12 protein-coding genes are annotated in these 14,936 nt (G+C 66.9%); 5 read left to right on the plus strand and 7 right to left on the minus strand.

Annotation, left to right across the window (positions count from 1 at the left end; all coding sequences use genetic code 11):
- Window positions 1–216: 216 nt before the first annotated feature.
- From parE to GVY41_RS07960, 3 genes are all read left to right on the plus strand, one after another.
- On the plus strand, window positions 217–2,169 hold the full coding sequence (gene parE, locus GVY41_RS07950) for a DNA topoisomerase IV subunit B (RefSeq protein ID WP_161345198.1): 1,953 nt from the start codon (window positions 217–219) through the stop codon (window positions 2,167–2,169).
- 104 nt (window positions 2,170–2,273) lie between these two features.
- Entirely contained in the window at window positions 2,274–3,104 is an 831-nt protein-coding gene (locus GVY41_RS07955; protein ID WP_161345196.1) for a hypothetical protein, read from the plus strand.
- 105 nt (window positions 3,105–3,209) lie between these two features.
- Window positions 3,210–3,950, plus strand: a complete 741-nt coding sequence (locus GVY41_RS07960; protein WP_202456089.1) for a gamma-glutamylcyclotransferase — start codon at window positions 3,210–3,212, stop codon at window positions 3,948–3,950.
- Between the two features lie 4 nt (window positions 3,951–3,954).
- On the opposite strand, the gene GVY41_RS07965 is transcribed toward GVY41_RS07960, so the two are convergent.
- The 4 genes from GVY41_RS07965 to GVY41_RS07980 all read right to left on the minus strand — a co-directional run bounded on the left by GVY41_RS07965 (window position 3,955) and on the right by GVY41_RS07980 (window position 6,856).
- Entirely contained in the window at window positions 3,955–4,362 is a 408-nt protein-coding gene (locus GVY41_RS07965) for a c-type cytochrome (protein WP_161345194.1), read from the minus strand.
- Between the two features lie 63 nt (window positions 4,363–4,425).
- Window positions 4,426–4,827, minus strand: a complete 402-nt coding sequence (locus GVY41_RS07970; protein WP_161345192.1) for a c-type cytochrome — start codon at window positions 4,825–4,827, stop codon at window positions 4,426–4,428.
- Between the two features lie 69 nt (window positions 4,828–4,896).
- Complete coding sequence (locus GVY41_RS07975) at window positions 4,897–5,577, minus strand: ABC transporter ATP-binding protein (RefSeq protein WP_161345190.1); 681 nt, start codon at window positions 5,575–5,577, stop codon at window positions 4,897–4,899.
- Entirely contained in the window at window positions 5,570–6,856 is a 1,287-nt protein-coding gene (locus tag GVY41_RS07980; protein WP_161345188.1) for a lipoprotein-releasing ABC transporter permease subunit, read from the minus strand. Before GVY41_RS07980 ends, GVY41_RS07975 begins: the two co-directional genes overlap by 8 nt.
- A 148-nt stretch (window positions 6,857–7,004) precedes the next feature.
- On the opposite strand from GVY41_RS07980, the gene GVY41_RS07985 reads away from it, so the two are divergent.
- On the plus strand, window positions 7,005–8,120 hold the full coding sequence (locus GVY41_RS07985) for a hypothetical protein (protein WP_161345186.1): 1,116 nt from the start codon (window positions 7,005–7,007) through the stop codon (window positions 8,118–8,120).
- A 96-nt stretch (window positions 8,121–8,216) separates the two neighbouring features.
- Here the strand turns inward: GVY41_RS07985 and GVY41_RS07990 are convergent, their stop codons facing one another.
- The 3 genes from GVY41_RS07990 to GVY41_RS08000 all read right to left on the minus strand — a co-directional run bounded on the left by GVY41_RS07990 (window position 8,217) and on the right by GVY41_RS08000 (window position 11,763).
- A complete protein-coding gene (locus GVY41_RS07990; RefSeq protein ID WP_161345185.1) occupies window positions 8,217–9,005 on the minus strand; it encodes a gamma-glutamyl-gamma-aminobutyrate hydrolase family protein in 789 nt (262 codons plus the stop codon).
- Between the two features lie 158 nt (window positions 9,006–9,163).
- Window positions 9,164–9,589 (minus strand): GlcG/HbpS family heme-binding protein, encoded by a 426-nt coding sequence (locus tag GVY41_RS07995; RefSeq protein ID WP_161345183.1) that lies wholly within the window; start codon window positions 9,587–9,589, stop codon window positions 9,164–9,166.
- The gene (locus tag GVY41_RS08000; RefSeq protein WP_161345181.1) at window positions 9,586–11,763 is read right to left on the minus strand and encodes a malate synthase G; all 2,178 of its coding nucleotides are present in this window, start codon (window positions 11,761–11,763) and stop codon (window positions 9,586–9,588) included. Before GVY41_RS08000 ends, GVY41_RS07995 begins: the two co-directional genes overlap by 4 nt.
- Window positions 11,764–12,227: 464 nt before the next feature.
- Between GVY41_RS08000 and pepN the strand changes: the two genes are divergently transcribed.
- Window positions 12,228–14,795 carry an aminopeptidase N gene (gene pepN, locus GVY41_RS08005; RefSeq protein WP_161656879.1) on the plus strand — a complete coding sequence of 856 codons (2,568 nt, stop codon included), beginning with the start codon at window positions 12,228–12,230 and terminating at the stop codon, window positions 14,793–14,795.
- Window positions 14,796–14,936 lie beyond the last annotated feature (141 nt).

Consider the following 14,936-nt stretch of genomic DNA (forward strand, 5'->3'; position numbering starts at 1 on the left):
TCGCCTTTTCCCGCCCGACCCGACCGTTTGAAGCTTCGGCAGAGATTGGCGCCGCCATGGGATCGGCGAGAGCAGATCCACGCGTCCCCTCCCCCGCCATGGAGCCCCCCCATCCCCCCACCCTCCCTTGCCCCGCCCGGGGCCGCATGGTCTAATCGCCGGCAACCAAAACACCCGAGCAGCCCCAAAACCCCGCTTAACCGCAGACGAGGCCCCATGAACGACCTGCTTTCCGGTCAGCCCGAAACCTATGACGCCTCATCGATCGAGGTGCTGGAAGGGCTGGAGCCGGTGCGCAAGCGCCCCGGCATGTATATCGGCGGCACGGATGAGCGGGCCCTGCACCATCTGGTCGCCGAGGTGCTGGACAACTCGATGGACGAGGCGGTGGCGGGCCATGCCAGCCGCATCGAGGTGGAGCTGCATGCCGACAACTCGGTGACGGTGCGCGACAATGGCCGCGGCATCCCGGTCGATCCGCACCCGAAGTTCCCCGGCAAGTCGGCGCTGGAGGTGATCCTCTGCACGCTCCACGCAGGCGGCAAATTCTCGGGCAAGGCCTACCAGACCTCGGGCGGCCTGCACGGCGTCGGCGCCTCGGTGGTCAACGCGCTGTCCGATCACATGCGGGTGGAAGTGGCGCGGAACCGCGAGCTCTACGTGCAGGAGTTTTCCCGCGGCATCCCGCAGGGCCCGGTGCAGAAGGTCGGCCCCGCCCCGAACCGGCGCGGCACGACGGTGACCTTCCACCCGGATGCGGAAATCTTCGGCTCGCTGCAAATGAAACCCGCGCGGCTGCTGAAGATGGCGCGGTCAAAGGCCTACCTGTTCTCGGGTGTGGAAATCCGCTGGAAAAGCGCCGTCAACGATGGCGAGACGCCGACCGAGGCCACATTCCACTTCCCCGGCGGGCTTGGCGACTACCTTGGCGATCAACTCGCCGGCAGCACCACCTATGCCGAGAAGCCCTTTGCCGGGAAAGTGCAGTTCCAGGAGAAATTCGGCGTGCCGGGCAGCGCGGAATGGGCGATCAACTGGACCCCGGCGCGCGACGGCTTCCTGCAGTCCTATTGCAACACCGTGCCGACCCCCGAAGGCGGCACCCACGAATCCGGCTTCTGGTCCGCGATCCTGAAGGGCATCCGCGCTTACGGCGAGCTGGTCAAGAACCGCAAGGCCGCCGACATCACCCGCGAGGACATGCTGGCGGGCGGCTGCGCCCTGATCTCCGTCTTCATCCGCGAGCCGCAATTCGTCGGCCAGACCAAGGACCGGCTGGCGACCGAGGAGGCGGCGAAATGGGTCGAGGCCGCGGTGCGTGACCATTTCGACAACTGGCTGGCCGCGAATACCAAGGCGGCGGGCGCGATCCTCGACTTCCTGGTGCTGCGGGCCGAGGAACGGCTGCGGCGCCGGCAGGAAAAGGAAACGCAGCGCAAGACCGCCACCAAGAAGCTGCGCCTGCCCGGCAAGCTGGTCGATTGTTCGGCCAGCAACCGCGCGGGAACCGAACTGTTCATCGTCGAGGGCGACAGCGCCGGCGGCAGCGCCAAGATGGCGCGCGACCGCACCAAGCAGGCTCTGCTGCCGCTGCGGGGCAAGATTCTCAACGTGCTCGGCGCCGCCAGCGCCAAGATGGGCGCCAACCAGGAGATCAATGACCTTTGCCAGGCGCTTGGCGTGACCATGGGCACCCGCTTCAACGTCGATGACCTGCGCTATGACAAGATCATCATCATGACCGACGCCGATGTCGACGGCGCCCATATCGCCAGCCTGCTGATGACCTTCTTCTTCACCCAGATGCGCCCGATGATCGACAAGGGGCATTTGTATCTGGCCTGCCCGCCGCTCTACCGCCTGACGCAGGGCGCGCGGCGGATCTACGTCTCGGACGATGCCGAGAAGGAACGGATGATGGCCAAGGGCCTCGGCGGCAAGGGCAAGATCGACGTGCAGCGCTTCAAGGGCCTTGGCGAGATGGATGCCAAGGACCTGAAGGACACCACGATGAACCCGCTGACCCGCAAGCTGATCCGCGTCAGCATCGACGAGGACGAGCCGGGGGACACGAGCGACCTTGTGGAACGGCTGATGGGCAAGAAACCCGAGCTGCGGTTCCAGTATATCCAGGAAAATGCGCGGTTTGTGGAAGAGCTGGATGTGTGAAATGCTGCAGACGCGAATTGCACAAAGGGATTCTCATGCGCGTTGTCAAAATACTGGCATTTGGAGCAGTCGGGGCCATAGCCATCGCAGAGGTGGCATTGCGTATGGCAGGCTTCATCGATTTCCCGCTCTATGACGCGGACAACCGGACGGGTTATATCCCCGCGGCGAACCAGTCCGGCTCGTTCCTGAACTCCCGCGACTACGCCGTCAATGCCGAGCATATGGGCACGGCTGACCCGTTCATTCCGGGCCCCGGACTGGACATCCTGCTGGTCGGCGACAGTATCGTCTGGGGTGGCAACCCCTACCGGGAGCCAGAGCGGCTTGCCCCGCAACTTCGGGCAGCGACCGGCGCGCAGGTCTGGCCGATCAGCGCCGGAAGCTGGAGCCTTGTGAACGAGCTGAACTATCTCGAGGATCATCCGGAAGTCGTGGCGGGAAGCGACCGAATCGTTTTTGTCCTGAACAGCGGCGATTTCAGTTCGCCTTCCTCATGGCGTGACGAATTGTACCATCCCAGAGGACGGCCGGTCTCGGCTCTTTATTATTATGCCCAGAAGTACTTGTTGAAACCCCAGGCGCCGCCCACACCAGCGGAGCTTGTGGTGCCCGCAGAGGACCCGTTTGCCAAGCTGGCGACCTTTCTGGCGACGTGCTCGTGCGAAGCCGATTTCTGGCTGTATCCGACAAAGGCCGAACTGGAGGACTCCACAGGTGCCCCGGCAGTGGTGGACATGGGCGTGGATCTGACCACAAGGGCCGGCGCCGCGCCCGAGCGGGTTCACCTTGTTCAGGACATCTCCGGCTGGGACCCCGATCTCTACAAGGACACCATCCACCCCACACCGGCAGGCTTTGGCGTGCTGGCGCAGGGGATTGCCGCGACGCTGCCGGCAGAAGAGCGTGCGGCCGCCCTGCCCGCCGGCGAATAGCCGCGCCGTCTGAGGGGCAGGTGCGGCGCAGCGGATGGGGCGCGACCGGCCATCACAGAGGCCGCCCCTTGCCCCCGGGGCGGCACATCCTACATTGCGCAGGCCATGCCCGACTCCTCCCTCCCCTCCCTCAGCCCCGCGCGGCGCGTGTTCCACCGGGTCACGCGCCCGATGACGCTCACCCCCGAACAGGTGCAGCGCACCCGGCGCGAGGTGCCCGATCCGGGGCCGGACCCCAGCTTCACCCCGCTGACCGATGAGGACTATGCCGGGCTGTCACAGCAGCTCCTGCACGGCCACAAGGGCCCGCTCTGGATCTTCGCCTATGGCTCGCTGATCTGGAACCCCGGCTTTGCCGTGGGCCGCATCCGCCCCGCCGTGGCGCATGGCTGGCATCGCAGCTTCTGCCTCGAACTGACCAGCTGGCGCGGCTCGCCCGAGATCCCGGGGCTGATGATGGCGCTGGAGCGGGGCGGCTCGACCACCGGCCTGCTGATGGAGATCGCGCCGGGGCACGAGGCCGAGGGGCTGGACGCGCTGCTGCGCCGCGAGATGCCGGGGCGCGAACATGCCGGCATGGCGCGCTGGATCAAGACCCGCGCCGAGGGGGAGGATATCCGGGCACTGACCTTCTGGGCCGGGCCGACGGGGCCGATCGTGGTCTCGGGCCTTGCGCCCGAGACCGTGGCCTGGCGGCTGGCCCATGCCTGCGGCCATGCCGGATCGGGGGCGGAGTACCTCTACAGCACCGTCGCCAAGATGGATGAATACGGGCTGCGCGACCGCAACCTGTGGCACCTGCAGCATCTTGTGGCGGAGGAGGTGGCACGGTGGGATCAGACCTGAGCCATCACCCCTGGATCCGCTGCAGATACTCCGCCAGCGCCACCAGCGTTTCGGGTGTGGGTGTGGCAATGCCGTCGCCGCTGTCATAGAGCACGGTGCGGCCGCGCAGCAGGTCGCCGAACTGCGGCATCGCGCCCGGCTCGCCATGGAGGCCGCGGCTGTAGCCGTCGATGGTCGTCATCACCGCGGCGCGGGGGAACACCCCACCATTGCGCGCGGCAATGCCGGTCAGGTCTGGCACCGGCAGGCCCGCCGCGGCAGGACCGTCGCCGCGCGCCGTGATGCCGTGGCAACTGACGCAGTGTTCGGCAAAGGCGCGTTCGCCGGTTTCGGGCGGCACCACCGCGCAGGCCGCCGCCAGCAGCGCCGCCGTGGCCGAGGCCACGATGGCCAGCCCTGATCCATATCGCATGTTGCCGCTCCTTCTTGGGGTGCGGGCCGGGCCCATCTCAGGCCGCCCGTCCTCCGCCCGCTGTCATTTCACTTGCACGCTGTCCAGCCAGGCCACAACCGCCAGCACCCGGGCGCTTGTGATCAGCGGCGTGCCATCCGGCGCCTCGGCCGCCACCGCATCGCCGCGCATCAGCGCGCCGAAGATCGGCATCGGCCCGCCATGCCCGCGCAGGCCGCTGCGGCCATCGACCAGATGCACCACCCGCAGCCACGGGAAGGTGCCGTCATTCGCCGCCGCCAGCCCGGTCAGGTCCGGCACCGGCAGCACCAGAATCCCGGCCATGGGCCCGTCGCCGCGCGCCGCGGGGCCGTGGCAACTGGCGCAGGCGTCCACCCAGACCGCGCGCCCCTCGGCGACAGGGTCCGCGGCGGCGGGCGGCGGCGCAAGGGACAGGGCAAGGCAGGCGATCGGCAGCAGGCGCATGGGCGGATCCTCCGGCGGGCTCTCTGCCGCCACCCTGCCCCATCCGCCGCGCCTGCGCCTTGATCCGGATCAGGCCACCACCCGCCCCGCATCCAGCCGCACCACCCGGTCCATCCGCGCCGCCAGCTCGAGGTTATGGGTGGCGATCAGGGCTGACAGGCCGGTGCTGCGTACCAGCTCCATCAGCGCACCGAACACCCGGTCTGACGTGCCGGGGTCGAGGTTGCCGGTCGGTTCATCCGCCAGCAGCAGCGCCGGGGCATTGGCGAGCGCGCGGCAGAAGGCCACCCGCTGCTGCTCGCCGCCCGACAGCGCGGCGGGGCGGTGGGACGCGCGGGGCAGCACGCCGACGCGGTCCAGCAGCTCCAACGCCCGCGCCTCGGCCTCGGCGCGGCCAACTCCATTTGCCAGCTGCGGCAGCACGATATTCTCGGCGGCGCTGAACTCGGGCAGCAGGTGGTGGAACTGGTAGACGAAGCCGACCTTCTGGCGGCGCACCTCGGTGCGGCGGCGGTCGCCGAGCCGGGCCATCGCCTCGCCCTCGATGGCCACGGTGCCTGCATCGGGCGTATCCAGCAGCCCCGCGATGTGCAGCAGCGTCGATTTCCCGGCGCCTGACGGGGCCACCAGCGCCACCACCTCGCCGCGCGCCACGGTCAGATCGACTCCGCGCAGCACCGCCACTTCCGACGGCTTGCCGCGGTTGTAGACCTTCTCCAGCCCCACCAGATCCAGCACCGTTTCACTCATAGCGCAGGGCCTCCACCGGGTTCATCCGGGCGGCACGGCGCGCGGGAAAGATCGTGACGACGAACGAGAGGCCCAGCGACAGCCCCGCCGCCTTCAGCACATCGGCCAGTTGCAGCTTGGCCGGCAGGTTGTAGATGCCGCGGATTGACGGGTCCCAGACTCCGCCGCCCGCGACATAGTTGACGAAGGAAAAGATCGGGTCGATCCACAGCGCGAACAGGCAGCCCAGCACCACCCCCATCGCCGTGCCGATCACCCCGGTGAACGTGCCGCAGAGGAAGAACACCCGCAGCACCGAGCCCTCGGTCAGGCCCATGGTGCGCAGGATGCCGATGTCGCGGCCCTTGTTCTTGACCAGCATGATCAGGCCCGAGGTGATGTTCATCGCCGCGATCAGCACCAGGATCGACAGGATGATGAACATCACATTGTCCTCGACATCCAGCGCGCGCAGGAAGCTGCCGGAACTGTCGCGCCAGGTCCAGATATAGGCAGTCGGACCCGCGGCCATCAGCAGCGGCACGGTCAGCCGGTCCACCTCTTCGGGGTCCTCGACCATCACCTCGATCTCATCCGCCACGCCCTCGCGGTTGAAGTAGCTCTGCGCCTCGAGGAACGGCATGTAGATGCGGGTGCGGTCGATGTCATAGCGGCCAGCCGTGAAGATATAGACGACCTCATAGGCATTCACCCGGGCCGAGGTGCCGAATGCGGTGCGCGCGCCATTGGGCTGGATCAGGCGGATGCGGTCGCCGGGGCCCACCCCCAGCTCCTGCGCCATCACCGAGCCGATGGCGATGCCCTCGTCGAAGCGGGCGATATCGCCTTGCGAGGTTTCGGGGTCGGCGACGCGGCGGATGGCACCGAGGTCTTCGGCGCTGAGGCCGTAGACATCCGCGGCGGCGGCGCGGTCGCCAGCGCTGGCCATCGCCTGCCCGCGCACCTGCGGCGCGGCGCTGGTCACGCCCGGCACTTCGGCCAGCCGCGCGGTCATCGCCTCATAGTCGGCAATGGTGCGGACGGTGGCGCCGGTCTCGGTGGTGACGGGGGCCGAGTAGACCGTCGCATGGGCATTGGCGCCGAGGATGGTATCGACGAACTCCGCCCGGAAGCCGGCGCGCACCGACAGCGTCGCGATCAGCGCGAAGACGGCCAGCGTGATGCCGATCAGGCTGATCCAGGTCATCACCGACACCCCGCCCTCGGCACGGCGGGCGCGCAGATAGCGCCAGGCGATCATGAATTCGAACGGTGCAAACGGGGCGGTGCGGCTGGCCATGACGGGCTCCCTTGATCGGCCGGCACCGTGGCGGCGCGGGGGGGAAAGGTCAAGGCGGTGGTGGGGGGTGGGGGAGAAACATCCGCTCAGCGGGGCGCTGATATCCGTTCATCTAGACTCAGTCGAGACTGAACTTTATGCTGTCGATATGGATAAGCTTGATTTTCAAGTAAACGCAGAGCTCATTTCGTCCGGGCGCCTTGAAGTAGAAGAGATAATTCTGCTTACTGGTGGATTGTGCGCCTTCTCCTGTAGTGACACGACGGCGTTCATCTACCCTATTTTAAAGGATGGTCAGCTAACCAGAAGCTCACCGATACCCCACAAAAAATTCAAACAATACATCAAAAGCAGAATGATAGACGTCATCGGCGTAAAACAGGTCACGCGGGGCCCAGCTTCAATGCACTGGCGCTGGGCGCCCGCTGTTGAATGCCTGAATCCGCCTGACAACAATCCCTCATATAGATGGCGCATGGTGTCTTCGTCAATTTCAAGGGCGATTAAGCGCCGAGAAGTTTATAGCGTGATAGGGCGTTCCGCATCCGACCCGCTATCTTTCAACGACATGGAAAAGCTTGCAATACAGGCAAACCACGTCTCCCTCTCGCTGCATCAGTTGAACTTCGCAATAGTGAACATGGCCGAGTATTTCCAGAATGAGCTGCTCGCTCACCTTTCCACAACCGATCCAGCACCGGCAAGATATAGCCACATCCGTGGCTTCGACCTGTCTGCATTCGTCCATAGCTTTTACCAAGCCTTTAGTGCAGCAAGAGATCACTATGCATTATTTCTTGCGATTCAGCTTTTGCGGCAGAAAGTCGGCGGCATCACAATCGATTCAATGCCGAAACTTCTCAACGAAGTAGATCCGGACGATCTGCGATGCCTCCCAATCATAAGACTGCTTGAAAGAAATAGCCTCCTGCGGACCGGAGAGGGCACCGGAAAAAGCAAAGGGAAAGATCGACTGCGTTTCAGCAGCGATACCTGGCTTTGGTACTCGAACGAACTCAGGAATCGGTTTACGCATCGGGCACCCTATGGAACGGCGGAGGGAGAAGGCGTGACTGAGGCATATCAAGCTGAGGGTGACCCAGAGCTGTTTCTTGTCAAATCATTCCTAGAAAGAGATGGCGAAAAGGCTCAGCCAAACCTTCTGCGAACAGTCAATTTTGGCTATCAGAACATTTGCGGGCTTTTTCTGTCTGCGGCGAACTTGACGGGTATGATGACGGCGCCACCGACTATTTCGGTGTGATTGTCGTGCACTTTTCGGCGACCAACTGTGACACACCTTCGACGCGGCCCGGTGAGGCTCGTCGCAATAAAGTGAGCCACAATCCCTCCCCACCCCTCACGCACTCAGCCGCGCCACCCCCGCCACGGGCTGCACGAGCCCCTTCCGCCAGGCCCGCACCGCCTCGCCAAAGGCGCAGAACAGCGGGCGCGACACCGGGTCGTTCGCCGCGTTCCATTCCGGGTGCCACTGCACCGACAGCGTGAAGCCCGGCGCGCCCTCGACATAGAGCGCCTCGGCGGTGCCATCGGGCGCGACCCCGTCCACCACCACGCATTTGCCGGGAGTCTTGATCCCCTGGCCGTGCAGCGAGTTGGTCATTACCTCCGGCGCGCCGAACAGGCGGGTGAAGGGGCCATCGTCGGAGAACCGCACGGTATGGCGGAGCTCGAACTTCTCTTCCAGCGTGCCATCGGGCGGCATCCGGTGGTTCATCCGCCCCGGCAGGTCGCGGATTTCCGGGTAGAGCGTGCCGCCAAGCGCCACGTTCACTTCCTGGAAGCCGCGGCAGATGCCGAAGAACGGCTGGCCCCGCTCCACGCAGGCGCGGATCAGCGGCAGGGTGATCGCATCGCGCGAGCGGTCGAAGGCGCCATGCGCGGGCGTCTCCTCCTCGCCGTATTCCGAGGGGTGGACATTGGGGCGCCCGCCGGTCAGCAGGAAGCCGTCGCAGACCTCCAAGAGCTCGGGCACCGTCATGTAGCGGGGGTCGGCCGGGATCAGCAGCGGGATGCAATCGGCCACCTGCGCAACCGCCTGGCTGTTCATCACCCCGCCGGCATGGGCGGGGTAGCTGTCATTCAGCAATGCCGAATTGCCGATGATCCCGACGACCGGGCGCGTCATGGGGCGTCCTTCCTGCATGTCTGTCGCATGAGGCGAAGATAGGCGCAGAAGTCCGGGCGCGAAAGGGCCCCTCGCGCACAGTGCGCCGCGCATCAGGGCAGATGCCCGGGAAACGGGCAGATCGGGCCGCGCCGGACCTGCCCGCAGCGCGGAGGGGCTCAGGCCTCGGCCACAAACCCCGCCGCGCGGATGCCAGCCGAGGCTGCGGCGGCGTCATTGTCCGAGGTATCGCCGGTCACCCCCACCGCGCCGATCACCGCCCCACTTGGCCCGCGCACCAGCACGCCGCCCGGCACCGGCAGCACCTTCCCCTCGAACACCCCGTTCACCGCCGCCATGAAATAGGCCTGCGCCTCGGCCCGCGCCATCTGCGCGCAGCCGCCCATGCCCAGCATCACCGCGCCGTACGCCTTGGCGCGGGCGATCTCGAACCGGCCGGGGCTGGCGCCGTCGGGCCGGTCGAAGGACAGCACATGCCCGCCCGCATCCAGCACCACGACAGACAGCGGCTTCCAGCCCTGCCCGCGCCCGGTTTCCATCGCCACCTCGATGATCTGCCGTGCGGCAGTCAGTGTCAGGCTCATGCGCTCGCTCCCTTGACCCCGGCTTGCTTGATCCGTTCGCGCCGGGCATGCAGCACCGGCTCGGTATAGCCCGAAGGCTGCACATTCCCCAGAAACACCAGATCGCAGGCCGCCTGAAAGGCATAGCCGCTGAAATCGGGCGCCATCGGCACATAGGCCGGATCGCCGGCATTCTGCCGGTCCACCACCGCCGCCATCTTGCGCAAGCTGTCCATCACCTGCGCCTCGGACACCACGCCATGCTGCAGCCAGTTCGCCAGCGCCTGCGCCGAGATGCGGCAAGTGGCGCGGTCTTCCATCAGCCCCACATCATGGATGTCGGGCACCTTGGAGCAGCCGATGCCCTGATCGACCCAGCGGACCACATAGCCCAGGATGCCCTGGCAGTTGTTTTCCACCTCGTCCCGGATCTCGGCATCCGAGTAGTTGCGCCCGGTCGCCAGCGGCAGCGTCAGCAGGTCGCCCAGCCGCGCCGGCCGGTTCATCGCCGCGATCTCGGCCTGGCGGGCGAAGACATCGACCTTGTGGTAATGCACCGCATGCAGCACCGCCGCCGTCGGGCTGGGAACCCAGGCGCAGTTGGCGCCGGCCATCGGATGCGCGATCTTCTGCTCCAGCATCGCCGCCATCAGGTCGGGCGCGGCCCACATGCCCTTGCCGATCTGGGCCTTGCCCTGCAGCCCGCAAGCCAGCCCGATATCGACGTTCCGGTCCTCATAGGCCGAAATCCACGGCTGCGCCTTCATCTCGCCCTTGCGGACCATGGGCCCCGCTTCCATCGCGGTGTGGATCTCATCCCCCGTGCGGTCGAGGAAGCCGGTATTGATGAAGGCCACCCGGTGCATCGCCGCGCGGATGCATTCCTTGAGGTTGGCGCTGGTGCGCCGCTCCTCATCCATGATCCCCAGCTTGACGGTATCGGCGGGCAGGCCGAGCACCTGTTCGACGCGGGTGAATATCTCATCGGCAAAGGCCACTTCCTCGGGCCCGTGCATCTTGGGCTTGACCACATAGACCGAGCCGCAGACCGAATTGCGCGGGCCGGTCGTCTTTTGCAGGTCATGCATGGCGAGCAGCGTGGTGACCATCGCATCCATCAGCCCCTCGCCCGCCTCACGCCCCTCGCGGTCATGGAGGGCGGGGGTGGTCATCAGATGGCCGACATTGCGCACCAGCATCAGCGCGCGGCACTTGAGGGTGAGGGTCGAGCCGTCCGGGGCGACATAGTCGAAATCCGGGTTCAGGCGGCGCGTCAGCGTCTCGCCGCCCTTCTGGAAGGTCTCGGTCAGGTCGCCCTTCATCAGGCCCAGCCAGTTGGAATAGGCCAGCACCTTGTCCTCGGCGTCGACGCAGGCCACCGAATCCTCGCAATCCATGATCGAGGACAGCGCGGATTCCAGCCAGACATCGGAGATGCCGGCCGGATCGGTGGCGCCGATCTGGCTGGCGGGGTCGATGAGGATCTCGATATGCAGGCCGTTATGCTTGAGCAGCACCTGCGTGGGGGCGGCGGCGTCGCCAGCATGGCCGGCGAATTGCGCGGCGTCGGCAAGGCCAATCTCGCCCGCCTCGGTCCGCACCCGCAGCGCGCCCCCGGCAACCGTCAGCGCCTGCGCCGCGGTCCAGGAGGCACCCGCCAGCGGCACCGCCTGGTCCAGAAAGTCCTTGGCCCAGCCAATCACCCGCGCCCCGCGGCCCGCGTCATAGCCCTTGCCCTGCGGCGCATCGCCCAGCGCATCGGTGCCGTAGAGCGCGTCATACAGCGAGCCCCAACGGGCATTCGCGGCGTTCAGCGCATAGCGGGCATTGGTGATCGGCACCACCAGCTGCGGGCCGGCCAGCGTGGCGATCTCGGGATCGGTGTTCCGGGTCGCGAGCGTGAAATCCGGCCCCTCGGGCAGCAGATAGCCGATCTCGCGCAGGAAGGCGGTATAGGCTTCGGCGTCATGCACCTGCCCGCGCCGGGCGATGTGCCAGGCGTCGATCTGCTTTTGCAACGCCTCGCGCCGCGCCAGAAGCGCGCGGTTCTTCGGGCCAAGGTCATGGATCAGCGCGGAAAATCCGGCCCAGAACGTCGCGGGGTCTACCCCGGTCCCGGGCAGCGCCGCCGTCTCGATGAAATCGGCCAGCGCCGTATCGACCTGCAGGCCGTGGCGGTCCACGCGTTCGCTCATGCGTCTCTCCCTCGCAAATGGCCCGCAGAGGGGCCGGACCAGCATTAGGCGAGCGGCCGCAGAGGCGCAAGAAAGCGGGCGGCGGTTTCGGCGGGTCGGCCGGTTCTGGCCCGTGGGTGATGATTTGGTGGGCGGGTGTGGGGTGTGCGTTCGACAGAATCCGCGTTTCAGCCCGCACTCCAGAGGGCAGCGCCCGTCCGCCGGGTGGGCGAGCAACGCTGGTTCTAGGCACTTTATGGTGCAACCCCTCCCACAGAATTTCTAGGGGCTGGCATCGCAAAGCGCCCGCCCGAGGGGGCGGACGGGCGCTGCCCGGCGGCGCTAAAGCGCCTTGTTCCGGGCAAGAAGCGAGGGACGAGGGGTCGGAGAGCTCCTTCACCCCCTCCCCCCACACAAGGTTGAACCCCGCCTCGCCGCGCCCTAGGCTCCCCCGATCCCCGGCTTCCCCCAGAAGGACGCATCCCGTGACCGATACCGCTCCCGAGCCCACCCTCCTCGCCGACTACGCTCCCTTCCCCTTCACGGTGGAGCAAGTGGCGCTGACCTTCCGCCTCCATCCGCAGCACACCCGTGTCCTCTCGCGCCTGAGCCTCAAGCCCACCACCGAAGGCCAGCCCCTCCACCTCCACGGCGAGAACCTGACCCTCATCTCCCTCTCCCTGAACGGCGCGCCACTCCCCGACATCGCCCCCGATGCCGAAGGCCTGACCATCCCCGCCGCCCTCCTCCCCGCCACCGCCTTCACGCTGGAGGCCGAGGTCGAGATCGCTCCCGAAACCAACACCGCGCTCGAAGGCCTCTACATGTCCGGCGGCATCTACTGCACCCAATGCGAGGCGGAGGGGTTCCGCAAGATCACCTTCTACCCCGACCGCCCCGACGTGATGGCCCCGTTCCGGGTGCGCATCGAATCGGACATGCCGGTGCTGCTGTCGAACGGCAACCCCGCCGCCTCCGGCCCCGGCTGGGCGGAATGGGTCGATCCCTGGCCCAAGCCCGCCTACCTGTTCGCGCTGGTCGCGGGCGATCTGGTCGCGCATTCCGCCAGCTTCACCACCCGCTCGGGCCGCGCCACCCCCCTCAACATCTGGGTCCGCCCCGGCGACGAGGATCGCTGCGCCTTCGCGATGGACGCCCTGCAACGCTCGATGGCCTGGGACGAGCAGGTCTATGGCCGCGAATATGACCTCGAGGTCTTCAACATCGTCGCCGTCGATGACTTCAACATGGGCGCGATGGAGAACAAGGGCCTCAACATCTTCAACTCCAAGCTGGTGCTGGCCAGCGCCGATACCGCAACCGACACCGACTATGAGCGCATCGAACGGGTCATCGCCCATGAGTATTTCCACAACTGGACAGGCAACCGCATCACCTGCCGCGACTGGTTCCAGCTGTGCCTCAAGGAAGGGCTGACCGTCTTCCGCGACCAGCAGTTCATGTCCGACATGCGCTCTGCCCCGGTGAAGCGGATCGAGGATGTGCTGACGCTGCGCGCCCGCCAGTTCCGCGAGGATATGGGGCCGCTGGCGCATCCCGTCCGCCCGGATGCTTATGTCGAGATCAACAATTTCTACACCGCCACCATCTACGAAAAGGGCGCCGAGGTGATCGGGATGCTCAAGCGGCTGGTGGGGGACGCGGGCTACAAGGCCGCGCTCGACCTCTATTTCGACCGGCATGACGGCGATGCCGCCACCATCGAGGACTGGCTGAAGGTGTTCGAGGATGCGACGGGCCGCGACCTTGCCCAGTTCAAGCGCTGGTACACCGATGCCGGCACCCCGCGGCTGGCGGTGGAGGATGACTGGCAGGACGGCACCTACACGCTGACCTTCCGCCAGGAAACGCCCCCCACCCCCGGCCAGCCGGACAAGCCGCCGCGGGTGATCCCGATCGCGCTTGGCCTCCTGGCCCCCAACGGTGACGAGGTGCTGCCGACCACCGTGCTGGAGATGACGGAAGGCCAGCAGAGCTTCCGTTTCGAAGGCCTCTCCGCCCGCCCCGTCCCCTCCATCCTGCGCGGCTTCTCGGCCCCGGTCGTGCTCGACCGCACCGCGCCCCCCGGCGAGCGCGCCTTCCTCTTGGCCCATGACACCGATCCGGTGAACCGCTGGGAGGCGGGCCGCGGCCTTGCCAAGGAGGTGCTGGCGCGGATGGTCACGGAGGGCGCGGAGCCCGCCGCCGACCTGCTTGCCGGGCTGGAAGCGGTGGTGCGCGATGAATGCCTCGACCCCGCCTTCCGCGCGCTCTGCCTGCGGATGCCGGCCGAGGATGACATGGCCCAGACCCTGCACGCCAGCGGCGTGGTCCCCGACCCTGACGCCATCCACGCCGCCCGCAAGCGCCTGCAACTGGCGCTGGCGCAGCGCCTCGCCCCGGTGCTGCCCGGCATGATCGCAAGCCTTGCCAACAACGGCCCCTTCGACCCCGGCGCCGCCGCGGCCGGCCAGCGCGCCCTGCGCCTCGCCTGCCTTGGCCTCCTGACCCGGCTGGACGGTGGCGAGGCCGCTACCCGCGCCCATGCGCAGGCAGGCAACATGACCGACAGCCTCGGCGCGCTCTCCTGCCTGCTGGACGCTGGCCGCGGCGCGGCTGAACTGACCGCCTTCCACCAGCGCTGGCAGGGAAACCGGCTGGTCATCGACAAGTGGTTCATGGTGCAGGTGCTGCACGCCGCGCCGGACCGGCTGGCAGAGGTCGCAACCACCCTCACCCGTCACCCCGATTTCGACTGGAAGAACCCCAACCGCTTCCGGTCCGTCATGGGCGCGCTGGCCGAAAACCATGCCGGCTTCCACCACCCCTCGGGCGCCGGCTACCGCCTGCTGGCCGACTGGCTGATCAAGCTCGATGCGGTGAACCCGCAGACCACGGCACGGATGAGCACCGCCTTCGAGACCTGGACCCGCTATGACACGGACCGCCAGGCGCAGGCGCAGGGGGCCCTGCAGAGCATCGCCGCGCGCCCGGGACTCAGCCGCGATACGGGGGAGATGGTGGGGCGAATCCTCAAGGCCGGAGACGCCTGACCGGCCCCGAACACAGCGCTTCCTGCGGCGGCCCGGCCATCCCGGCCGCCGCAGAATTGCCCGGGTCGGCAAGGATTGGAGCAGTATTGTCCGCAATTCAGCAACAATTGCATACCGGTACCTGCATTGTTTCCGCAGATC

It is taken from the genome of Frigidibacter albus (assembly GCF_009908165.1).
Lineage (GTDB): Bacteria > Pseudomonadota > Alphaproteobacteria > Rhodobacterales > Rhodobacteraceae > Frigidibacter > Frigidibacter albus.